This is a genomic window from Luteimonas fraxinea (assembly GCF_021233355.1).
Classification (GTDB): Bacteria; Pseudomonadota; Gammaproteobacteria; order Xanthomonadales; family Xanthomonadaceae; genus Luteimonas; species Luteimonas fraxinea.
On the sequence record NZ_CP089507.1, the window covers coordinates 937,873 to 957,736 of the forward strand.

At 67.7% G+C, this 19,864-nt stretch carries 24 protein-coding genes; 8 read left to right on the forward strand and 16 right to left on the reverse strand.

The genetic code is table 11. From position 1 onward, the window contains the following. The first annotated feature begins 11 nt into the window (after window positions 1–11). Genes apaG through LU699_RS04185 form a run of 3 tightly spaced genes read left to right on the forward strand, consistent with a single transcriptional unit; the run spans window position 12 to window position 1,848 of the window. Entirely contained in the window at window positions 12–395 is a 384-nt protein-coding gene (apaG, locus tag LU699_RS04175) for a Co2+/Mg2+ efflux protein ApaG (RefSeq protein ID WP_232134397.1), read from the forward strand. Continuing rightward, window positions 395–1,246 carry a symmetrical bis(5'-nucleosyl)-tetraphosphatase gene (locus LU699_RS04180; RefSeq protein ID WP_232134396.1) on the forward strand — a complete coding sequence of 284 codons (852 nt, stop codon included), beginning with the start codon at window positions 395–397 and terminating at the stop codon, window positions 1,244–1,246. The genes apaG and LU699_RS04180 overlap by 1 nt, the downstream gene beginning before the upstream one ends. Before the next feature lie 5 nt (window positions 1,247–1,251). Further along, the gene (locus LU699_RS04185; RefSeq protein WP_232134395.1) at window positions 1,252–1,848 is read left to right on the forward strand and encodes a DUF1287 domain-containing protein; all 597 of its coding nucleotides are present in this window, start codon (window positions 1,252–1,254) and stop codon (window positions 1,846–1,848) included. Here the strand turns inward: LU699_RS04185 and LU699_RS04190 are convergent, their stop codons facing one another. From LU699_RS04190 to LU699_RS04215, 6 genes are read right to left on the reverse strand one after another with little or no spacing between them, the layout of a single operon-like run. After that, window positions 1,849–2,352: a dihydrofolate reductase gene (locus LU699_RS04190; protein WP_232134394.1), complete on the reverse strand. Its 504-nt coding sequence runs from the start codon at window positions 2,350–2,352 to the stop codon at window positions 1,849–1,851. It abuts the gene before it with no gap. Beyond that, entirely contained in the window at window positions 2,349–2,903 is a 555-nt protein-coding gene (locus LU699_RS04195) for a YqhG/Tai3 family protein (RefSeq protein ID WP_232134393.1), read from the reverse strand. The genes LU699_RS04190 and LU699_RS04195 overlap by 4 nt, the downstream gene beginning before the upstream one ends. Beyond that, window positions 2,900–3,694: a thymidylate synthase gene (locus tag LU699_RS04200; RefSeq protein ID WP_232134392.1), complete on the reverse strand. Its 795-nt coding sequence runs from the start codon at window positions 3,692–3,694 to the stop codon at window positions 2,900–2,902. The genes LU699_RS04195 and LU699_RS04200 overlap by 4 nt, the downstream gene beginning before the upstream one ends. A 38-nt stretch (window positions 3,695–3,732) precedes the next feature. Continuing rightward, a complete protein-coding gene (gene lgt / locus LU699_RS04205) occupies window positions 3,733–4,632 on the reverse strand; it encodes a prolipoprotein diacylglyceryl transferase (RefSeq protein WP_232580491.1) in 900 nt (299 codons plus the stop codon). A 4-nt stretch (window positions 4,633–4,636) separates the two neighbouring features. Then, a complete protein-coding gene (locus LU699_RS04210; protein WP_232134390.1) occupies window positions 4,637–5,416 on the reverse strand; it encodes a TerC family protein in 780 nt (259 codons plus the stop codon). A 55-nt stretch (window positions 5,417–5,471) separates the two neighbouring features. Beyond that, the gene (locus LU699_RS04215; protein ID WP_232134389.1) at window positions 5,472–5,852 is read right to left on the reverse strand and encodes a diacylglycerol kinase; all 381 of its coding nucleotides are present in this window, start codon (window positions 5,850–5,852) and stop codon (window positions 5,472–5,474) included. A gap of 216 nt (window positions 5,853–6,068) precedes the next feature. Between LU699_RS04215 and LU699_RS04220 the strand changes: the two genes are divergently transcribed. Beyond that, window positions 6,069–6,782: an SGNH/GDSL hydrolase family protein gene (locus LU699_RS04220; RefSeq protein ID WP_232580492.1), complete on the forward strand. Its 714-nt coding sequence runs from the start codon at window positions 6,069–6,071 to the stop codon at window positions 6,780–6,782. A gap of 398 nt (window positions 6,783–7,180) precedes the next feature. After that, window positions 7,181–8,404 (forward strand): S8 family peptidase, encoded by a 1,224-nt coding sequence (locus tag LU699_RS04225; protein ID WP_232134387.1) that lies wholly within the window; start codon window positions 7,181–7,183, stop codon window positions 8,402–8,404. A 56-nt stretch (window positions 8,405–8,460) separates the two neighbouring features. On the opposite strand, the gene LU699_RS04230 is transcribed toward LU699_RS04225, so the two are convergent. The 5 genes from LU699_RS04230 to LU699_RS04250 form a co-directional block, all read right to left on the reverse strand. After that, window positions 8,461–9,696, reverse strand: coding sequence for an ABC transporter permease (locus LU699_RS04230; protein ID WP_232134386.1), 1,236 nt, complete (start codon window positions 9,694–9,696; stop codon window positions 8,461–8,463). Next, window positions 9,693–10,451 (reverse strand): ABC transporter ATP-binding protein, encoded by a 759-nt coding sequence (locus tag LU699_RS04235; protein WP_232134385.1) that lies wholly within the window; start codon window positions 10,449–10,451, stop codon window positions 9,693–9,695. The genes LU699_RS04230 and LU699_RS04235 overlap by 4 nt, the downstream gene beginning before the upstream one ends. Beyond that, window positions 10,448–11,971, reverse strand: a complete 1,524-nt coding sequence (locus LU699_RS04240) for an efflux RND transporter periplasmic adaptor subunit (protein ID WP_232134384.1) — start codon at window positions 11,969–11,971, stop codon at window positions 10,448–10,450. The genes LU699_RS04235 and LU699_RS04240 overlap by 4 nt, the downstream gene beginning before the upstream one ends. Window positions 11,972–12,088: 117 nt before the next feature. Next, window positions 12,089–13,402: a sensor histidine kinase gene (locus tag LU699_RS04245; RefSeq protein WP_232134383.1), complete on the reverse strand. Its 1,314-nt coding sequence runs from the start codon at window positions 13,400–13,402 to the stop codon at window positions 12,089–12,091. Window positions 13,403–13,424: 22 nt separating this feature from the next. Further along, window positions 13,425–14,138 (reverse strand): response regulator transcription factor, encoded by a 714-nt coding sequence (locus LU699_RS04250; RefSeq protein WP_159680050.1) that lies wholly within the window; start codon window positions 14,136–14,138, stop codon window positions 13,425–13,427. Between the two features lie 152 nt (window positions 14,139–14,290). On the opposite strand from LU699_RS04250, the gene LU699_RS04255 reads away from it, so the two are divergent. After that, the gene (locus LU699_RS04255; protein WP_232134382.1) at window positions 14,291–14,635 is read left to right on the forward strand and encodes a DMT family protein; all 345 of its coding nucleotides are present in this window, start codon (window positions 14,291–14,293) and stop codon (window positions 14,633–14,635) included. A 9-nt stretch (window positions 14,636–14,644) separates the two neighbouring features. Here the strand turns inward: LU699_RS04255 and LU699_RS04260 are convergent, their stop codons facing one another. The 5 genes from LU699_RS04260 to nudE all read right to left on the reverse strand — a co-directional run bounded on the left by LU699_RS04260 (window position 14,645) and on the right by nudE (window position 17,652). Next, complete coding sequence (locus tag LU699_RS04260; RefSeq protein WP_232134381.1) at window positions 14,645–14,947, reverse strand: Mpo1-like protein; 303 nt, start codon at window positions 14,945–14,947, stop codon at window positions 14,645–14,647. Between the two features lie 67 nt (window positions 14,948–15,014). Further along, window positions 15,015–15,338 carry a YnfA family protein gene (locus LU699_RS04265; RefSeq protein ID WP_232134380.1) on the reverse strand — a complete coding sequence of 108 codons (324 nt, stop codon included), beginning with the start codon at window positions 15,336–15,338 and terminating at the stop codon, window positions 15,015–15,017. Continuing rightward, window positions 15,335–16,162, reverse strand: a complete 828-nt coding sequence (gene mazG / locus LU699_RS04270) for a nucleoside triphosphate pyrophosphohydrolase (RefSeq protein WP_232134379.1) — start codon at window positions 16,160–16,162, stop codon at window positions 15,335–15,337. Before mazG ends, LU699_RS04265 begins: the two co-directional genes overlap by 4 nt. Before the next feature lie 115 nt (window positions 16,163–16,277). Beyond that, window positions 16,278–17,108, reverse strand: a complete 831-nt coding sequence (gene cysQ, locus LU699_RS04275; protein WP_232134378.1) for a 3'(2'),5'-bisphosphate nucleotidase CysQ — start codon at window positions 17,106–17,108, stop codon at window positions 16,278–16,280. Then, on the reverse strand, window positions 17,101–17,652 hold the full coding sequence (gene nudE / locus LU699_RS04280) for an ADP compounds hydrolase NudE (protein ID WP_232134377.1): 552 nt from the start codon (window positions 17,650–17,652) through the stop codon (window positions 17,101–17,103). The genes cysQ and nudE overlap by 8 nt, the downstream gene beginning before the upstream one ends. Before the next feature lie 53 nt (window positions 17,653–17,705). Between nudE and bioA the strand changes: the two genes are divergently transcribed. Continuing rightward, on the forward strand, window positions 17,706–19,109 hold the full coding sequence (gene bioA / locus LU699_RS04285; protein WP_232134376.1) for an adenosylmethionine--8-amino-7-oxononanoate transaminase: 1,404 nt from the start codon (window positions 17,706–17,708) through the stop codon (window positions 19,107–19,109). Beyond that, window positions 19,100–19,837: a 16S rRNA (uracil(1498)-N(3))-methyltransferase gene (locus LU699_RS04290; RefSeq protein WP_232134375.1), complete on the forward strand. Its 738-nt coding sequence runs from the start codon at window positions 19,100–19,102 to the stop codon at window positions 19,835–19,837. Before bioA ends, LU699_RS04290 begins: the two co-directional genes overlap by 10 nt. The last annotated feature ends 27 nt before the right edge of the window (window positions 19,838–19,864 follow it).

Sequence of the window (19,864 nt, forward strand, 5' to 3'; positions counted from 1 at the left end):
CTGTCTCCAGCATGGACGAGACAGCCGACTACACACTCGAGATCCAGATCGCGACGCGCTTCCTCGACGAGGAATCGACGCCCGACGACGACCGCTACGTGTTCGCCTACACGATCCGCATCCGCAACACCGGCCGCCTGCCTGCGCAGCTGATGGCCCGCCACTGGGTCATCACCGACGCCAATGGCCGGATCGAGGAAGTGCATGGCGACGGCGTGGTCGGCGAACAGCCGCGTCTGGAGCCCGGCGAGGCCTTCACCTACACCTCGGGCGCGGTGCTATCGACCGCGGTCGGCACGATGGAAGGTTCCTACGACATGGTCGGCGACGACGGTGCGCAGTTCGATGCGCCGATTCCGCCGTTCACGCTCTCGATCCCGCGAACCCTGCACTGATGGCCGTCTGGGCGATCGGCGATCTGCAGGGCTGCTACGGCCCGACGCAGCGACTGCTCGAAGCGATCCGCTTCGACCCGGCGGTCGATCGTCTGTGGTTCTGTGGCGATCTGGTCAACCGCGGCGGCGAATCGGTCGAGACGCTGCGACTGGTGCATTCGCTGCGCGACAACGTGGTCAGCGTGCTCGGCAATCACGACCTCTCGCTGCTGGCCATCGCCGAGCGGCGCGAGGAAGACCAGCGCAAGGTCAACGCCGATCTGCAGGGCGTGCTGTTCGCACACGACCGCGACGTGCTGCTCGACTGGCTGCGTGCGTGTCCGCTGCTGCACGTCGACCGCGAACTCGGCTGGATGATGCTGCATGCGGGGCTAGCGCCGCGCTGGGACGTCGATTTGGCGCAGCGTCACGCGCGCGAGATCGAAAACAAGCTGCGCGGCCCGGGCTACAAGAAACTGCTGCGCAACATGTACGGCGATCGCCCCGCGTGGTCGCCCAACCTGACCGGCTATGACCGCGACCGCGCGATCATCAACGTGTTCACGCGCATGCGGTACTGCTCGCCGCGCGGGCGCATCGCGTTCGAGGAAAAGGGCACGCCCGGCACCCAGCAGCCCGGCATCTATCCCTGGTTCGAAGTGCCCGGCCGCGCCGAGCGCGATCTGAAGATCGTCTGCGGCCACTGGTCGACGCTGGGCCTGTTCCTGGGCCTGGGCGTGCACGCACTCGACACCGGCGCGGTCTGGGGCGGCACGCTCACCGCGCTGCAGCTCGATGCCGAAACCCTGCACCTGGTGCAGGTGCCCGGCCGCGATGTGTCCGGCCTGCCGCCGCGGAAGGTCCAGGCCTGATCCCGATGCGGGCGGTGGCGCGGCTGGCGTTGCTCCTGCTGTTCTCCTGCGTTGCCCTGCAGGCGGCAGCGACGCCGGCGCTGGTCGATGCGGCACGGGCACAGGTTGGCGTGACCGTGCGCTATGACCCGGCTTATGTGCGTCTTTCGTATCCCGGTGGCGACGTGCCCGAGGACCGCGGCGTCTGCACCGATGTCATCGTGCGCGCCATGCGCACACAGGGACTGGATCTGCAGCGTGCGATCCACGAGGACATGCGTACCGCATTTGCCACATATCCGAACGACTGGGGCGCCCGCGCGCCCGATCGCAACATCGATCACCGACGCGTGCCCAACCACATGCGTTGGTTCGAGCGGCAAGGCTGGCAACGTGCGATCGGCGAGAAGCCCGCGGATTTCCGCCCCGGAGACATCGTCGCCTGGCGGCTGCGCAATGGCCTGCTGCACATCGGCATCGTGTCGGATCGCCGCAGCGCAGCGGGTACGCCGTTGATCCTGCACAACATCGCGCGCGGCACGCGCGAACAGGACCTGCTGTTCGATCACACGATCATCGGCCACTACCGGCCGACGCTGCCCCTCGCACGCGCAGCACGCTGATCAGGCGCGGCGGTACTCGACGAACTCGAAGGCATGCGCATGACGCGCATCTGCTGCGTGCGGGATGCGCGAGACCTCGCGCCACCTCGCGGCATCCCAGACGGGAAAGAACGCATCCGCGCCGTCGACTATCGTGTCGACGTGGGTCAACTGCAGCACGTCCGCCTGAGGCAGGGTGAGCGAGTAGATCTCGCCGCCGCCGATGACGCACAACTCGCCCGCATTCTGCGCGGCGGCCATGGCGATCGCCTCGTCGAGCGTCGCGACGGCCTGCATGCCGTCGAACGGGACGCGTCCGCTGCGGGTCAGCACCAGATTGGTCCGGCCGGGCAGCGCGCGTCCCAGCGATTCCGCGGTGCGTCGCCCCATCAGCACCGGCTTGCCGAGCGTCAGCGCCTTGAAGTGGCGGAAATCGTCGGGCAGATGCCAGGGCATCGCATTGCCGCGACCGATCGCACGGTGGCGATCGAGCGCCGCGACGAGGACCAGCGCCGGCCTGCTCATTCGGCGTCCAGCGCGTTGCGCAGGCGACCATCGGACGCGAAGTCCCAGTCGCCACCGAACTCGACGTCGTCGACGCGCCACTGCGCGTTCTCGCAGCGCATCAGCGCATGGTCGCGCCAGCGAGCGTCGCCCTGCCCGACATAGGTCATCTCGACCGCCACGCGCGTGGGCGCGGTGGGATCGGCCTCTGCCGACAGCACCGCAGTCGGACCTTCGAACAGGCTGGTGAAGAGGCTGCCTTCGATGAAGGACGGTTTGTCATCGGGAGACGCCACGATCTCGGCCTGCTGGCGGACGCGCGCCTGCGCAATCGAAGCCTGCATGCCGGATGACAGCAACGGGCCGAGCGTGCGCATCGCGTCCGCCGACGGCAGCCCGCGGGGATTCAGCGCGACGATTTGCCGATAGAACGTCTCCGCGGCATCGACTGGCGATGCACCCGCGCACGCCGCGGACGACGCCGACGTGCCGCCATCGCGCGTCGGCGTCTGCTGGCAACCCGCCGAGCCCAGCGACACGACGAACGCCAGCGCGATGCGCGCGAGCGTCATACCGCGATCGGCGCCTTGATCGCCGGCGCCGGATCGTAGCCTTCGATCGCGATGTCCTCGAAGCGGAACCCGAACAGATCGGTGACGTCCGGATTGAGCCGCAGCGTCGGCAGCGCGCGCGGCGTGCGGGTCAGCTGCTCGCGGGCCTGTTCGTAGTGGTTCGAGTACAGATGCGCATCGCCCAGCGTGTGCACGAAATCGCCGACGCCCAGGCCGGTGACCTGCGCGACAATGTGGGTCAGCAGCGCATAGCTGGCGATGTTGAACGGCACGCCGAGGAAGATGTCGCCGCTGCGCTGGTAGAGCTGGCAGCTGAGCTTGCCGTCGACGACGTAGAACTGGAACAGCGCGTGGCAGGGCATCAGCGCCATCTCCGACAGCTCGCCGACGTTCCAGGCGCTGATCACCAGTCGACGCGAATCGGGATTGCGGCGGATCTCGTCGACCAGCCACTGCATCTGGTCGATCGTGCGGCCGTCGGCCGTTGTCCAGCGCCGCCACTGCTTGCCGTAGACCGGGCCCAGTTCGCCATCGGCGTCGGCCCATTCGTCCCAGATGCTGACCTTGTTGTCGCGCAGGTAGGCGACGTTGGTGTCGCCCTGCAGGAACCACAGCAGCTCGTGGATGATCGAGCGCAGGTGCAGCTTCTTCGTCGTCACCAGCGGGAAACCGGCATTGAGGTCGTAGCGCATCTGCCAGCCGAACACGCTGCGCGTGCCGGTGCCGGTGCGATCTGACTTCTCGGCGCCATGCTCGAGGACGTGCTGCAGCAGATCGAGGTACTGCTTCATCGCGATCTCCGGATCATGCGGGGCGATGCATGCATCGCTTACTTCGTGTCGACGGTGGCCGCGGGCGGCACCGGCTGCAGGGTCGGCGCACTGCGCGAACGCCACAGCAGGAACAGGCCCAGCGCGATCAGCGGCAGCGACAGCACCTGGCCCATCGTCAGCCAGCCGAAGGCCAGATAGCCGAGTTCGGCATCGGGCACGCGGACGAACTCGACGATGAAGCGGAACACGCCGTACAGCAGCGCGAACAGGCCCGACACCGCATACCGCGGCCGCGGTTTGCGTGAGAACCACCACAGCACGACGAACATCACCAGGCCTTCGAGAAACGCCTGGTAGAGCTGCGAGGGATGACGGGCGAACTGGTCCAGCGCGCCGGTCGCGAATTCACTCTGCAGGCGCTCGGCCGACCAGCCGCGAAACGCGGGATCGGTCGGGAACACCACGCCCCAGCCGGCCTGCGTGTACTTGCCCCACAACTCGGCGCCGATGTAGTTGCCGACACGGCCAAGACCGAGACCCGGCGGCACCCATGGTGCGACGAAATCCATGACGTCGAAGAAGTGCAGACCCTGCTTGCGCGTCCACCACCAGGCCGCCACCAGCACGCCGAGCAGGCCGCCGTGGAAACTCATGCCGCCATCCCAGACCTTGACCAGCATCAGCGGGTCACGCATCAGATCGCCGAACGCATAGAACAGCACGTAGCCGATCCGGCCACCCAGAATCACGCCGAGAATGCCGTAGAACAGCAGATCGCCGAACTGCTCGACATCGACGCCCGGCAGGCGCTCGGCGCGGATGCGGCTGCGTCCGAGCAGCCAGGCGGTGCCGAACGCCAGCAGGTACATCAATCCGTACCAGTGGATCGACGGATGGAAGGGGCCCACCTGTGGCAGGTGGACCGCGATCGGATCGATCTGGTGGAGGATCGTCATCGGATCAACGCGGCAACGGATCGGTCGGTTCGTCCACCGGCGGCGTGCGCTCGCCGCGCACGCGCATCGCATTGCGCTTGGCCCACAGGTTCAGCATCTCGACCGCGGCCGAGAAGCCCATCGAACCGTAGATGTAGCCCTTCGGAATGTGCAGGCCGAACCCATCGAGCAGCAGGTACATGCCGATCAGCACGATGAAGGTCAGCGCCAGCATCTTCACCGTCGGGTTCGCGTCGATGAACTTGCCCAGCGGCTGCGCCGCCAGCAGCATCACCGCGACCGCCAGCAGGATCGCGCAGACCATCACCGGCACGTAATCGCCGGCCATGCCGACGGCGGCGATCACCGAGTCGAGCGAGAACACGATGTCGATGACCGCGATCTGTGCGATGACCGCGCCGAACGAAGCCGTCGCCTTGCCGAGCGTGCCGTGCGCTTCGCCGTCCTCGCCCTTGAGCTGCTCGCGGATCTCCATCGCGCCCTTCACGATCAGGAACAGACCGCCGAGGATCAGCACCAGATCGCGGACCGAGATGCCGCGGCCGAACAGTTCGAACAGCGGCTCGGTCAGACCGGCCAGCCAGGCCAGCATCAGCAGCAGGCCGATACGCGTGATGCACGCGACCGCGATACCGAACTTGCGCGCGAACTCGCGCTGTTCGACCGGCAGCTTGGCCACCGCGATCGAGATGAAGACCAGGTTGTCGATGCCCAGCACGATTTCGATCGCACTGAGCGTGATCAGCAGGATCCAGACCTGCGGGTCGGTAATCAATTCCATCATCGGTGACACATCCTCATTGAGATTCGATCGGCGCGGCGCCCGGCCGCCACCACGCTCACAGCCAGCGCGGCAGCAGGATCAGGCCCCACACCACCACTACATTGACCATCGTGACGAACACCGCGGCCGAGCCCATGTCCTTGGCTCGACCCGCGAGTTCGTGGAATTCAGGGCCGTAGCGCTCGATCACGGCTTCGATCGCCGAGTTCAGCAATTCCACGGCCAGCACCAGCAGACAACTGCCGAGCAGCAGCGCACGCTCCACGCCGTCGGCGCCCAGCCAGATCGCCAGCGGCGCGAGCACGACCAGCAGATACACCTCGAGCCGGAACGAGGACTCGTGCAGCCAAGCCGCGCGCAGGCCCTGGCAGGACCAGACGGTCGCCTGGAACATGCGCACGAAGCCGCGTGGGCGATGACCGATCCCGTCTGCCATGGTTCACGGCACCCGTCGGACGGCAGGCCGCGCGGGGCGCGCCACGCTGCAGCCAGGCGCGGGCCGCGGAACAGTCGGGGACATGGTGGGCCGGAGGCGTCGGGCAGTCGCGTTGCGGCAATTCTGACACATCGCCTGCAAGGCGACGGCGGTCCCGGTTTGCATTGCCGGCCGACGGCTGTTTGACTGGCCGGCGCATTTTCCAGGAGCGACACCATGTCCATTCGCCATCTGTCCCACCGCTGCCGGGCCCTGTGCGCCACCGCGCTGCTCGCCGTCGGCCTGCTCGCAGGCTGCGCCACTGGCAGCGGCGTGCTTGCAGGTCTGGACCCGGTGTCCTCGCCGGAATGGGCCACGGACATGGCGCGCTTCGCGGCCGAAGACGCCGCCACGCCTCCACCCGAGCGCCCGATCGTCTTCACCGGCAGCTCGTCGGTGCGGATGTGGGAAACGCTGGCCGCGGATTTCCCGGACGCGACCGTGCTCAACCGCGGCTTCGGCGGCTCGCAGGTCCGCGACGCGATCTGGTACGCCGATGAAGTCGCCCTGCGCTACCGGCCGCGTCAGATCGTGCTCTACGCCGGCGACAACGACATCGCCGAGGGCCGCTCGGCTGCGCAGGTCCTCGCCGACACGCAGGCCTTCGTCACCCGCATCCGCACGACCCAGCCGGGCACGCCGATCGCCCTGCTCGGCATCAAGCCCAGTCCCTCGCGCGCAAACCTGCTCGGCGTGCAGCTCGACGCCAACACCGCGTTGCGCGACTGGGCCGCGACCCAGCGCAATGTCGCCTACATCGATGTGTTCACGCCGATGCTCGATGCCGACGGTGTGCCGCGCGAGGACCTGTTCATTGCCGATCATCTGCACATGAACGCTGCGGGTTACGCGATGTGGAAAGACATCATCGGGCCGTATCTGGTGCGTTGAACCGGGCGGTCGCACGCGGCCGGGCGCAGGTAATGCAACACCCGGTAACGCCAGGTGCAGATCACTGGAAAGTCGTGGGATTCCGGCGTGCGCCGGGATGACGGGCGCTCGTGCAACGCGATGCGCGAATCGACCGATCCAAGCGCGCGTCACGCCGACGCAGCCTTGCTGATTCTGCGCGATGGAAATGATTCCCGCCTGCGCTTGAACCGGTTACACGGCCATTTCCGTGTGCTCGCGCACAGCGCGAGCGGGCGTCGGGTGTGCACGTTTCCCTGTTCATTGACACCTGCAACCGTCGCCGCCAGCGTCGAGCAACCGGTGCGGCGCGCATGCGTGTCACCCGGGACAGGAACAGGGGGAAACCGCGGTAGCCACCCTTCATCAAGGAATCCACGATGATCCACAAGCGCCTGCTCGTTCTCGCCGTAGCCTCCGTCCTTGTCTCGCCCGCGTTCGCCGCGGAATTGCGCAAGGTCGACAACGCCATCCCCGGCCAGTACATCGTCGTCTTCAACAGCGACGAGATCCGCGAACGTGTCGATGCGGACCGCCTCGCCGGCCGACTCGACAAGGCACTCGTGGCCTCGCCCGATGCGGCCGTCGCAGCGGAAGTCGAAAAGCGCGTGGTCGATGTCGCCGCGCAGCATGACCTCAAGGTCACCCAGCTCTACACGCATGCGCTGCACGGCATGGTCGTCAACGCCGACGACCGCAAGCTGGCCAGCCTGCTCAACGATCCGCGCGTCGATTTCGTCGAGCAGGACGGCTACGTCGAACTGTCGGCCACGCAGACCGGCGCCACCTGGGGCCTGGACCGCATCGACCAGCGCGACCGTCCCTTGAACGGCACCTACGTCTACGACCCGCTGGCAGCCAACGTGCGCGCCTACATCATCGACAGCGGCATCCGCACGGGCCACACGCAGTTCGGCACGCGCCTGCTGTCGGGCTACTCGGCGATCAACGATGGCCGCGGCAGCAACGACTGCAACGGCCACGGCACGCACGTCGCCGGCACCGTAGGTGGCACGACCTGGGGCGTGGCCAAGCAGGTGCGTCTGGTCCCGGTGCGCGTGTTCGGCTGCACAGGCGGCAGCGCCAACTCGACGATCATCGCCGGCATCGACTGGGTGCGCGCCAACCGCGTGCTGCCGGCCGTCGCCAACATGAGCCTCGGTGGCCCGGCGTCGACCGCGACCGACAACGCGACCAACAACCTGATCAACAGCGGCGTTACCGTCGTGGTCGCGGCCGGCAACAACAACGGCGCCAACGCCTGCAACTACTCGCCGGCGCGCGTGGCCAATGCGGTGACCGTGGGTTCGACCACCTCGACCGATGCGCGCTCCTCGTTCTCCAACATCGGCAGCTGCGTGAACATCTTCGCGCCGGGCAGCTCGATCACCTCGGCCTGGTCCACCAGCACCTCCGCGTCCAACACCATCAGCGGCACCTCGATGGCCTCGCCGCACGTGGCCGGCGCCGCGGCGTTGTATCTGACCAACAATCCCTCGGCCTCGCCGGCGACGGTGCGCAACTGGCTCTACAGCAACTCGACACCGAACCGGGTCAGCAACCCCGGCACGGGTTCGCCGAACCGCCTGCTCTACACGCGCTGATCGCGCGGATGCACGATGAAAAAGGGCGCCCTCGGGCGCCCTTTTTCTTGCCGACCCTATTGCTGCCGCAGCGCGTCGATCGGATCGAGTTCCGAGGCCTTGCGCGCCGGGTAGTAGCCGAAGAACAGGCCGGTCGCGACCGAGAAGCCCGCGGCCAGCAGCACGATCTGACTGTTGAGTGCGGTCGGCAGATCGCTGAAACGGCCCACCAGCAAGGCGCCGCCGACGCCGATCGCGATGCCGAGCACGCCGCCACCGAGCGAGAGCAGCATCGCTTCGGCGAGGAACTGGCGGCGTACATCGGTGGGTCCGGCGCCGACCGCCATGCGCAGGCCGATTTCGCGGATGCGCTCGGTCACCGACACCAGCATGATGTTCATGATGCCGATGCCGCCGACGATCAACGAGATCGTCGCGACCGCGCCGAGCAGCAATGACATCAGCCGCGTCGTCGCGGTGCGCGTGGCGACGATTTCGGAAATGTTGCGCACGCTGAAATCGTCTTCCGCGCCGGGCGCGATGCGGTGGCGCTGCCGCAGTAGCGCTTCCACTTCGCCTTGTACATAAGGCAGATCGTCGGCGTTGCCGACCGTCAACGCGATCTGCATCACCGCGCCGGCCGGCATGCCCATCGCGCCGAGCAGACGCCGGCGCCCGGTTTCGAGCGGCACCATCATCACGTCGTCCTGGTCCTGGCCGAAGCCGCCCTGCCCCTTCGAATTCAGCACGCCGACGACCACGAACGGCGTACGCCCGATGCGCACTGTCTGACCGACGCCACTGTCCTCGCCGAACAGTTCGCGCCGCACGGTCTCGCCGATGATCACGTTCTTGCCGGCGCCGCTGTAGTCCTGTGGTTCGAAGCCGGCGCCTTCGACGACCGTCCAGCCGTTGATCTCGAAGAAATCCGGCTGCACGCCCTGCCAGCTGCTGGCCCAGTTCTTCTCGGCGAACACGATCTGGCTGCTGCCGCGCAGCGAACCCGAGACCAGCTGTACTTCGGGAATCTCGCCGCGAATCGCTTCGGCGTCGCCCTCGTTCAAGGTGAAGAAACTGCTGCCCGACTGACGCGCGCCGCCCGGCGTGCGCCGCGAGCCCGGCGAGATGTCCAGTCGCTGCGAGCCCAGGCCCGACACCATGCGATCGATCTCGGCCTGCGTGCCCTGACCCACCGACACCATGACGATGACCGCGGCGATACCGATGATCACGCCCAGTGACGTCAGCGCGCTGCGCATCCAGTTGCCGCGCAGCGCGAAGATCGCGGTGCGCAAGACATCGAGATAGGTCATGACGCGGCTCCGGTCTGCGCGTGCGCGCGAGTGTCGTAGGGGCCTTCCTCGTGCAGCTCGCCGTCGCGCATGACGAAGGTGCGGTCAGCGTGTGCGGCGACTTCGGGATCGTGGGTGATCAGCACGACGGTGTGGCCGTCGTCGCGCAGACGTTTGAACAGGCTGAGGATTTCCTCGCCGGTCTTGGTGTCGAGCGCGCCCGTGGGTTCGTCGGCGAGCAGCACCGGCGGCCGGTTGATCAGCGCGCGCGCGATCGCCACACGTTGCTGCTGACCGCCCGACAGTTCGCTCGGACGATGCGTGCCGCGGTTCTCCAGACCGACCGAGGCCAGCGCCTCGCGCGCACGTTCGGCGCGTTCCTCGTTCGGCACGCGCGCGTAGCCGAGCGGCATCGCGACGTTCTCGAGCGCGGTCATGCGCGGCAGCAGATTGAAGCCCTGGAACACGAACCCGATCTTGTCGCGGCGCAGCTCGGCCAGTTGCTCGCGGTCGAGCGTGGCGACGTCGATGCCGTCGCACAGGTACTGGCCGCCGGTCGGCGTGTCGAGACAGCCGACGAGATTCATCAGCGTCGACTTGCCCGAGCCCGACGGACCCATGATCGCGACGAACTCGCCGTGCGCGATCGACATGTGCACGCCCTTGAGCGCGACCACTTCAGCCTCGGTGCCGGCCGAATAGATCTTCTCCAGCCCGCGGGTCTCGATGACCGGCGGCCGGGTACCGGCCTGCGGCGCAACGTCGGTCGTGCTCATCGGGTCGCCGCGCGCTCGCCGGTGACGATCAGATCGCCTTCCGACACACCACCCGAGGCCTCGGTCATGCTGCCGTCGCTGGCTCCGAGTCGCACCGGCACCGCCTCGCGACGTCCATCGACCAGGCGGTACACGGTAACGCGGGTCGCGCCGACGGTCGCAGCCAGCGTGCGGTTCCACTGCGCGCGCTGGTTGGCGTCGAGCGTCGCGGTGAAGTCGGCGAAGGTCTGCTGGAAGCGATCCATCATCCGCTGGCGGATCTGCGCCTGCACGCTGGGATCGCTGCTGCCACCACCCATGCTCATGCCGGGCGGCGGACCGCCACCTGCATTGCCGCGCTGACCACCCGGCGGGCCGCTCGGACGCGGCGCCTGCTGACGCTCGCGCATCGCGGCAAGCGCGCTGTCGAATGCGGCCTGCTGCGGCGCGGTGAGCTGCATCGCGGCCGCCGCGGCGGCGAGATCGTCGGCCAGCCCGCCGCCGCGCGGCGCGTTGCCACCTTCGGGGCGCGCGGCCGCGGCGATGTCGGCGGCGTCGGCCGGCCGATAACGCAGCGCCGCGTTCGCGATCTTCAGCACGTCCTCGCGGTTGCTGACTTCGATTTCGGCATTGACGGTCAGGCCCGGCAACAGCGTGCCGTCGGCGTTGTCGACTGCGACGACCACCGGATACGTCACCACGTTGTTCGTCGTCGTAGCTGCCAGGCGCACCTGCTCGACGGTGCCGTTGAAGCGGCGGTCGTTGAACGCGTCGGAGGTAAACGTCACCGCCTGACCGACCTGCACCTGGCCGATATCGGCTTCGTCGACCGCGAGTTCGATGCGCATCTTGCGCAGGTCCTCGGCGATGGTGAACAGCTCCGGCGCCTGCAGGCTCGCGGCGACGGTCTGGCCGGGTTCGATCGACCGCGTGAGGATCGTGCCGTCGACCGGCGAGCGGATCACCGTGCGCTCCATGTTGATGCGCGAGGTCTGCGTGGATGCAGTTTGCTGGACGATCTGTGCCTGCGCGGCGTTCGCCTGCGCCTTGGCCTGATCGAGCGCGGCGCGCGCGAGATCGACATCGCTGCGCGCGACCAGCTGCTGGCCGGCCAGCGAGGCCTTGCGGTCGTAATCGAGCTGCGCGTTGCGCAGGCTGGCCTGAGCCTGCGCCAGCGACGCGCGCGCACTGTTGACCTGGGCCGAGCCCTGTTCGATCTGCGCTTGGAACGTCGCCGGGTCGATGCGCGCGAGCACCTGGCCCTGGGTGACCGGATCGTTGAAGTCGACCAGCACGTCGGTGATCTGGCCCGACACCTGGCTGCCGACCACGACCGTCGAGGTCGCGCTGAGCGTACCGGTGGCCGAGATCACCACGCGAATGTCACCGCGTTCGACCGGCGTGGTGCGCCAGGCGCCTTCCGCGGCGGCGGCATTGCGCTGCGACCAGAACCAGACACCGCCGGCGACGACGGCGGCGATCACGATGACGGGAACGAGGCGCGATACGGCGCGGCGACGGGGCTTGGGACGGGTCGACATGGGTCCGGTCTTGATGGGCAACTGGAGACGCTAACGCATCGCGTGGCGTGGAGTTGACCGGAGCGCGGACTTTTTTTGCTTCTGACTTGCTGGCGCCGACATCGCGTCGGCGTCGATTCAGACCAGACGGTCGCCGAGCACGATGGTGACCGTGGTGCCCTCGTCGGGCGCGCTGTCGAGTGCGACCGGCCAGCCGAAGCGCGTACCGAGGCGACGCACGATCGACAAGCCGATGCCCTTGCCGGACTGCGAGAACGGATCGGCGCGGTAGAACGGGTCATAGACGCGCTTGAGCACGTCGGGCGTCATGCCGATGCCGGTGTCGCGGACGATGATGCGGTCGCGATCGACAATCACCTCGACGCCGCCGGTTTCGGTGAACGCCCAGGCGTTGCGCAGCAGATGTCCCAGCATCACGCCGAGCACGCGCGGCGGCGCGTCGAGCCGCGGCCGGCCCTGGATATCGAATGTCAGCGACAGCTGCTTACCTTCGAACAGTGGCCGCACCTTGTCGATTTCCTCTTCGACCACCTCGACCACGTCGAACACTTCGCTCTGTGGCATGACGCCGCGCTCGCGCGCGAGCACCAGCAGCGCGTCGATCACCGCTTCCATGTCCTGCGTCGCGCGGCGGATGCGCAGCAGCGGACGCTGCTGGTGCGGCGGCGTGGCCGGATCGGCGGCAATCATGTCGCTGGCGACGCGGATCACCGTCAGCGGGGTGCGCAGTTCGTGGCTGGCGTCGCGGGTGAACTCGCGCTCGCGGCGCACGAAGGCGCCGATGCGGTCACCGAGCCCGTGCAATGCGCTGGTCAATGCCTGCGCTTCACGTCCGGCATCGTCGCGCGTGGTCAGCGCCGCGGGCACGCCGTCGTCGTTGTCGGACGGGTTCCAGCGGCCCACTTCGTCGGCCAACCGGTGGATCGGCAGCACCATGCGTTTGGACGTGCGGTAGGTCATCCACGAGACGACGAACATCGTCGCCATCATCAGCAGCGCGAGGCCACCCGCGGCCAGCGCGAGGATGCGATCGAACAGCGACAGCGACGCGGCGAGATACAGAGTGCCGGCCTCGCGCCGGTCGACCAGCAGCACGCCTTCGGTGTCGCGCCGCGGCGAGAAGCCCTCGGGTGCGCCCTTGAACCACAGCAGATTCGCGACCGCGCGATCGCCACCGATGATCGCCTGCAGTTCACCGCCACCGGCGGGCATGAAATAGCCCTGCAGGTTCACGCCGAACGGCGGCGGATATGACGCGTCGGTGGCCTTGGCCTGCCACCAGGCATCGGCCTCGGCCTGCAGCCACTGCCGCGCGACGACCTCGCGGCCGATAAAGGCCGCGGTCATCACGCAGACGATGAGCGTCATCCCGGCGATGACCGCCTGGAAGGTGAACGCATCACGGATGCGGTTGGGCAGCCCCTGGGGCATGGTCGAACGGCGCGTCGTCGGCTCAGGCCGGCGACTGCTCGATGTCGGCGATGCGATACCCGGCGCTCTGCACGGTGTGCAGCAGCTGCTTGTCGTAGGGCTTGTCGATGATCTTGCGCAGGTTGTAGAGATGGCTGCGCAGGGTGTCGGAGTCCGGCAGGCTGTTGCCCCAGATCTCGCGCTCGATCTCCTGACGGTTCACCACACGCGGCGATTCACGCATCAGGATCGTCAGCAGCTTCATGCCGATCGGCGAGAGCTGCAGTTCGGTACCACCACGGGTGGCGCGCATGCTGGCCGGATCAAGCACCAGGTCGGCGACCTTGAGCACTTCCGAACCCACCTGGCGACGCTCGCGGCGGATCAGCGCACGCAGACGCGCTTCGAGTTCCTGGATCGCGAAGGGCTTGGTCAGATAGTCGTCGGCGCCGGAACTCAGGCCGGTGAGCTTTTCGTCGAGCGTGTCGCGCGCGGTCAGCATCAGCACCGGCGTCGACTTGCGCGCGTCCTCACGCAGGCGCTTGCAGACTTCGATGCCGTCCAGACGCGGCAGCATCAGGTCGAGCACGATCACGTCGTAATTGTTTTCGGTGGCCAGGCGATAGCCATCCAGACCGTCGGCGGCGTAGTCGACCTCGAAGCCGCGACCTTCCAGATACTCGCCGACCATCTCGGAAATGTTGCGGTTGTCCTCGACGATGAGGACGAGGCCTCCGGGTTCCTGACCTGCGCGCATGTACGACTCCGTAGCTGGGTGCGTGTGGATTAAGCTTTGTGAATTTCCCACTTTCACAGTGCAGGATTTGTGAAGATTTCGTGGATCGCCCGCGTCACAACGGGCTTGGCGCTACGATCTGCGCCGTCCCCGCCCCCTTCGGAAATCCCGTCATGCCCGGCTACGAGCGCTATCTGCCCATCCTGCTGCTACTGGGCTCGAACATCTTCATGACGTTCGCCTGGTACGGGCATCTCAAGTACCGCAGTGTGCCGATCCTGACGGTCATCGTCGTCAGCTGGGGCATCGCGTTCTTCGAGTACATGCTGATGGTGCCGGCGAACCGGATCGGCGCCGCGGTCTATTCGGCGCCGCAGCTCAAGGGCATGCAGGAGGTCATCACGCTACTGGTGTTCGCGGGCTTTTCGACCTGGTATCTGGGCCAGCCGCTGAAGTGGAACCACTGGGCGGGTTTCGCGCTGATCGTGGTGGCGGCCTGGCTAATCTTCCTGGAGTGACCGCCGCTGTCAGAAGCGTATACGGCCGATCAGGATGTCCTTGAACATCACCCAGTCGCCGATGAAGGAATAGATCGGATGCTTGAACGTGGCAGGCCGGTTCTTCTCGAAGAAGAAGTGTCCGACCCACGCGAAGGCGTAACCGCAGACCAGTGCGGCCCAGAGCCACATCGGATTGCGCTGCCAGATCGCCACGCCGACCAGCGCGAGCACGCCGCAGCTGCCGATGAAATGCAGGCGTCGCGACACCGGATGCGCGTGCTCGCCGAGATAGAACGGATAGAACTCGCGGAAGCTGGCGAAGCGGCGCATGCGTCCTCCCAGAGCTGGTGGTGTACGCGCCATTGATCGCACCGGTGCCTGCGTGCGTCAACCGTCGTCAGGCGCTGCGCGGGGCGAACATGATCACCGCCATGCCGCCGAGGCACAGCGCGGCGCCCAGCAGATCCCAGCGACCGGGCACGATGCCGTCGACGCGCCACAGCCACAGCAGCGCGACCGCGACGTAGACGCCGCCGTAGGCTGCGTACACGCGCCCGGAGGCGGTGGGATGCAGGGTCAGCAGCCACACGAACGCGGCCAGAGCGGCGGCGGCCGGCAGCAGCAACCACGCGCTGCCGTCCTTGCGCAGCCACAGCCACGGCAGATAGCAGCCGACGATCTCGAAGAACGCGGTCGCGACGAACAGCAGCAGCGTTTTCATGTCTCGCGCTCGGCCTGCTTGGCGCGGTTCCAGTACGCATCCTGCGCGTCCAGCGACTGGCCTGCGAGCGCACTGCCCTCGGCCTCGGCCATCGTTTCCATCGCGCGGAAGCGACGCTCGAACTTGTGGTTGGCTCGCCGCAATGCGGCGCCGACATCGACCTTCGCGTGCCGCGCGAGATTCGCCGCGACGAACAGCAGATCGCCCAGTTCTTCTTCGAGTCGATCCTGCGCCGCAGTGTCATCCGGATCGGCAGCGACCGCGTCGAACTCCACGCGCACCTCGTCGATCTCCTCGTGCAATTTCGCGATCACCGGCTCCGGGCCCGACCAGTCGAAGCCGACACGCGCGGCGCGCTGCTGCAGCTTCACCGCGCGCTGCCATTCCGGCAGCCCGCGTGCGATGCCGGCCAGTGCCGACGCGTCCGTCTCGCCCGCCGCGGCACGCTCCTCGCGCTTGATCGCCTCCCAGTTGCGCAGCACGGTCTCGGCATCGTCGGCCGAGACGTCGCCGAAGATGTGCGGGTGCCGGCGGATCATCTTGTCGCTGATCGCATCGACGACATCGCCGAACGCGAACGCGCCCTGCTCCTGCGCCATCTGCGCGTGGAAGACGACCTGCAGCAGCAGATCGCCGAGTTCATCGCACAGACCGGGCAGATCGCCGCGATCGATCGCGTCGGCGACCTCGTAGGCCTCCTCGATCGTATAGGCGGCGATGGACGCGAAATCCTGTTTGACGTCCCAGGGACAGCCGCTCTGCGGATCGCGCAGGCGCGCCATGATGTCGAGGATGCGATGGATATCGCCGGGGGCATGCGACATGGGAAATCCTGTGGCCTGACGTGGGATGCGGCGTGCGCCAGTCTAGCCAGCGTCGTGCGTGTCTGCGTTTGCCCGGGGCGCCGAAAGGCGTCCATACGTCCTGTCGAAGCGACGTCTAGTCGCGCGGATCGAGCCAGTCACGCCACGGCAACGACGGATCGCCCAGCGCGATGAAATCGCCATTGAGGATCGTGTCGCGCTGGTTGTACCGGAACGGCCGGCCCTGCGGGTCAAGCACTGCGCCGCCTGCGCCTTCGAGGATCGCCTGGCCGGCCGCGGTGTCCCACTCGCTGGTCGGACCGAAGCGCGGATAGACATCCATGCCGCCCTCGGCGAGCCGGCAGAACTTCAGCGAAGAGCCCAGCGGCACCGGCGTCACATCGCCGATCCGCTCGAGCAGCGCCGTCGTGCGCGGATCGCGATGCGAGCGGCTCGCGGCGACGCGCAGCGCGACGGGCCTCGCGGGATCGTGACGCGGCGCGTGAAGTGCGGTATCGCGATCGCCTTCGCGGACGAACGCACCATGCCCGGGTGCGCCATGCCACAGCGCGCCGGTCACCGGCGCCTGGATCACACCGAACACCGCGACGCCGTTGTCGATCAGCGCGATGTTGACCGTGAACTCGCCATTGCGTTTGACGAACTCGCGCGTGCCGTCGAGTGGATCGACGAGCCACATCCGCGTCCATGCGCGGCGCTCCTCAGCAGGCACCACGACGGCGGATTCTTCGGAGACGATCGGAATATCGGGCGTCAGCGCGCGCAGGCCGTCGACGATGACGCGGTGCGCGGCCAGATCGGCGGCGGTGACCGGGCTGGCGTCGGCCTTGCGGATGACGTCGAAGTCTTCGGCGTAGACGGCGAGGATCGCGTCGGCCGCGGCGCGTGCGATCGCGATGACGCCGTCGCGGACCGCTGCGGTGACGGGTCCGGCGGCGTCAGCCACCGTGGTGACGCAGCCAGTCGCGGACGATGAACAGCGCGGCGATCGAACGGCCTTCGGAGAACTCATCGAGCAGGATCAGCTCGTGCAGTGCATCGAGCTTCCACGGCACTACGTCGAGCTCTTCGGGCTCGTCGCCGGCCAGGCGCTCGGGATACAGATCGCGCGCGATGACCAGCGTCGCCTGGTGGCTCATGTACTGCGGCGCCAACGAGATCGAGCGCAGCGCTTCGACACTGCGCGCGCCATAGCCGATCTCTTCCTTGAGTTCGCGGTTGGCGGCTTCGAGCGCGGACTCGCCCGCGTCGATGCGGCCCTTGACCAGACCCAGCTCGTAGCGATGGAAGCCGGCGGCGTACTCGCGCACCAGCAGCACGGTCTCCGTATCCAGCATCGGCACCACGATCACCGCGCCATGGCCGCGGCCATGCAGACGTTCGTACAGGCGCCGTTCGCCGTTGGAGAACTCCAGATCGAGCCGCTCCATGCGGTACAGCGCCGCTTCGTGCTCGGTGACCTCGTGGATGGTCGGCAGCGTCTTGCTCATGCGGGCGCCCTCCCGTCTGCACGGTGGCGGCGCTGGGGAGCGATAATGACGGGATGACTGGACAGATTCACGATGCGGCCATTCTAGCCGACGGCAACGACTGGCGGACCCGCGACCTCGCCGCGGTCTGGCACCCCTGCACCCAGATGCGCGAGCATCCCGACATCCAGCCGATGTTGCCGATCGTGCGCGGCGAAGGCGCCTGGCTGATCGAGGCCGGCGGCCGGAAGATCCTCGATTCGGGCAGCAGCTGGTGGACCAACCTGCACGGCCATGCCGAGCCGCGCATCGCCGAGGCCATCGCCACGCAGGCGCGCACGCTGGAACAGGTGATCCTGGCCGGCTGCACGCACCCCGCTGCGGTGGAGCTTGCCGAACGCCTGCTCGCCGTGGCCCCGCGCGAACCGGGCCGCCCGCCGCTGACCAAGGTGTTCTTCGCCGACAACGGCTCGGCCGGCGTCGAAGTCGCCCTGAAGATGGCGTTCCAGTGGTTCCAGAACCGCGGCGACGAACCGCGCCGGACCAAGTTCGTCGCGCTGCAGAACGGCTATCACGGCGAGACGCTCGGCGCGCTCGCGGTCGGCGACATTCCGCTGTACCGCCGCGTCTACGCGCCGCTGCTGTGCGAGTCGGTCTTCGCGCCCTCGCCCGACGCCTACACCGCGCGTGCCGGCCAGAGCGCGGCCGGTCATGCCGAAGACGCGGCCGATGCGCTGGCGCATCTGCTCGACGCGCATGCCGGTGAGATCTGCGCGCTGATCCTCGAACCGCTGGTGCAATGCGCGGGCGGCATGCGCATGCACGACCCGGTGTATCTCAAGCGCGTGCGCGAACTGTGCGACGTGCACGGCGTGTTCCTGATCGCCGACGAGATCGCGGTCGGCTTCGGACGCACCGGCACGCTGTTCGCATTCGAACAGGCCGGCGTGCAGCCGGATCTGCTGTGCCTGTCGAAGGGCCTGACCGGCGGCTTCCTGCCGCTGTCGACAGTGCTGGCGACGCAGGCGCTGTACGACGGCTTTCTCGACGCCTCGCGCGAGCGCGCCTTCCTGCATTCGCACAGCTACACCGGCAATCCGCTGGCCTGCGCCGCGGCGCTGGCCTCGCTTGACATCTTCGCCACCGATGACGTGCTTGCGCGCAACCGCGACACGGCCGCGAAGATGGCGACACTCGCGGCGCAGATCGGTGCGCACCGGCACGTTGCCGACACGCGCCAGACCGGCATGATCGTCGCGTTCGAACTCACCCGCGATGGCGACAAGGCCACGCCGTTCGATCCGGCGCTGCGCGTCGGTTTGCGCGCCTATCGGCACGCGGTCGAACGCGGCGTGTTGCTGCGTCCGCTCGGCGACATCCTCTACTGGATGCCGCCCTACTGCATCGACGATGCACAGCTGCAGCTGCTCGCCGACGTCACCGCCGAAGCCATCGAGGCGGGCACCGCATGCGTGTGATCCGCGCCTTCGTCGATCGCCCGCTCGCCACCGGCCAGCCGGTCGAACTGCCCGACGACGCCGTGGCGCATCTGGTGCGTGTACTGCGCCTGCGCGAAGGCGATGCCTGCGTACTGTTCAACGGCGACGGCATCGATCACGACGCACGCCTGGTGCGCGTGGACAAGCGCAGCGCGGTGGCCGAGATCACCGGTAACCGCGTGATCGATCTGGAGTCGCCGCTGTCGATCACCCTGGTCCAGGGCATCGCGCGCGGCGAGAAGATGGACTGGATCCTGCAGAAGGCGACCGAGCTCGGCGTCGCCGCCTTCGTGCCGGTCTCCAGCGATCGCAGTGAAGTGAAGCTCGACGCCGAGCGCGCGGCCAAGCGCCTCGCGCACTGGCGCAGTGTGGTGGTGTCGGCCTGCGAACAGAGCTGGCGTTCGAGGATTCCGGCAGTCGCGCCGCCGCGCGCGCTCGCGGCCGCACTTGCAGATCTGCCTGCAGACGCCTCGCGCTGGCTGCTCGATCCCGATGCGACATCGGGTCTCGCGACGATGACGCCGCCGTCCGGCAGCATCGTGCTCGCGATCGGGCCGGAAGGCGGCTGGTCCACGAACGATCGTGCGGCGTTGATCGCCGCCGGCTTCAATGGATTGCGACTGGGCCCGCGCATCTTGCGTACCGAGACCGCCGGCATGGCCGCGATCGCGGCGCTGCAGGCGCGGTTCGGTGATCTCGCCACCTGAGCGCCGGTCTCAAGTTCGAGCATTCCC

What these genes read in the sequence shown, in the direction of transcription:
- LU699_RS04195 (WP_232134393.1), bottom strand. Translation starts at nt 2,903, where the DNA reads ATGACGCTCGCGCGCATCGCGCTGGCGTTCGTCGTGTCGCTGGGCTCG.
- LU699_RS04230 (WP_232134386.1), bottom strand. Translation starts at nt 9,696, where the DNA reads ATGACCTATCTCGATGTCTTGCGCACCGCGATCTTCGCGCTGCGCGGC.
- LU699_RS04290 (WP_232134375.1), top strand. Translation starts at nt 19,100, where the DNA reads ATGCGTGTGATCCGCGCCTTCGTCGATCGCCCGCTCGCCACCGGCCAG.
- LU699_RS04185 (WP_232134395.1), top strand. Translation starts at nt 1,252, where the DNA reads ATGCGGGCGGTGGCGCGGCTGGCGTTGCTCCTGCTGTTCTCCTGCGTT.
- nudE (WP_232134377.1), bottom strand. Translation starts at nt 17,652, where the DNA reads ATGAGCAAGACGCTGCCGACCATCCACGAGGTCACCGAGCACGAAGCG.
- LU699_RS04255 (WP_232134382.1), top strand. Translation starts at nt 14,291, where the DNA reads ATGCCCGGCTACGAGCGCTATCTGCCCATCCTGCTGCTACTGGGCTCG.
- apaG (WP_232134397.1), top strand. Translation starts at nt 12, where the DNA reads ATGGACGAGACAGCCGACTACACACTCGAGATCCAGATCGCGACGCGC.
- lgt (WP_232580491.1), bottom strand. Translation starts at nt 4,632, where the DNA reads ATGACGATCCTCCACCAGATCGATCCGATCGCGGTCCACCTGCCACAG.
- LU699_RS04240 (WP_232134384.1), bottom strand. Translation starts at nt 11,971, where the DNA reads ATGTCGACCCGTCCCAAGCCCCGTCGCCGCGCCGTATCGCGCCTCGTT.
- LU699_RS04250 (WP_159680050.1), bottom strand. Translation starts at nt 14,138, where the DNA reads ATGCGCGCAGGTCAGGAACCCGGAGGCCTCGTCCTCATCGTCGAGGAC.
- LU699_RS04180 (WP_232134396.1), top strand. Translation starts at nt 395, where the DNA reads ATGGCCGTCTGGGCGATCGGCGATCTGCAGGGCTGCTACGGCCCGACG.
- LU699_RS04225 (WP_232134387.1), top strand. Translation starts at nt 7,181, where the DNA reads ATGATCCACAAGCGCCTGCTCGTTCTCGCCGTAGCCTCCGTCCTTGTC.
- LU699_RS04245 (WP_232134383.1), bottom strand. Translation starts at nt 13,402, where the DNA reads ATGCCCCAGGGGCTGCCCAACCGCATCCGTGATGCGTTCACCTTCCAG.
- LU699_RS04260 (WP_232134381.1), bottom strand. Translation starts at nt 14,947, where the DNA reads ATGCGCCGCTTCGCCAGCTTCCGCGAGTTCTATCCGTTCTATCTCGGC.
- LU699_RS04200 (WP_232134392.1), bottom strand. Translation starts at nt 3,694, where the DNA reads ATGAAGCAGTACCTCGATCTGCTGCAGCACGTCCTCGAGCATGGCGCC.
- LU699_RS04265 (WP_232134380.1), bottom strand. Translation starts at nt 15,338, where the DNA reads ATGAAAACGCTGCTGCTGTTCGTCGCGACCGCGTTCTTCGAGATCGTC.
- LU699_RS04235 (WP_232134385.1), bottom strand. Translation starts at nt 10,451, where the DNA reads ATGAGCACGACCGACGTTGCGCCGCAGGCCGGTACCCGGCCGCCGGTC.
- LU699_RS04190 (WP_232134394.1), bottom strand. Translation starts at nt 2,352, where the DNA reads ATGAGCAGGCCGGCGCTGGTCCTCGTCGCGGCGCTCGATCGCCACCGT.
- bioA (WP_232134376.1), top strand. Translation starts at nt 17,706, where the DNA reads ATGACTGGACAGATTCACGATGCGGCCATTCTAGCCGACGGCAACGAC.
- LU699_RS04215 (WP_232134389.1), bottom strand. Translation starts at nt 5,852, where the DNA reads ATGGCAGACGGGATCGGTCATCGCCCACGCGGCTTCGTGCGCATGTTC.
- LU699_RS04210 (WP_232134390.1), bottom strand. Translation starts at nt 5,416, where the DNA reads ATGATGGAATTGATTACCGACCCGCAGGTCTGGATCCTGCTGATCACG.
- mazG (WP_232134379.1), bottom strand. Translation starts at nt 16,162, where the DNA reads ATGTCGCATGCCCCCGGCGATATCCATCGCATCCTCGACATCATGGCG.
- LU699_RS04220 (WP_232580492.1), top strand. Translation starts at nt 6,069, where the DNA reads ATGTCCATTCGCCATCTGTCCCACCGCTGCCGGGCCCTGTGCGCCACC.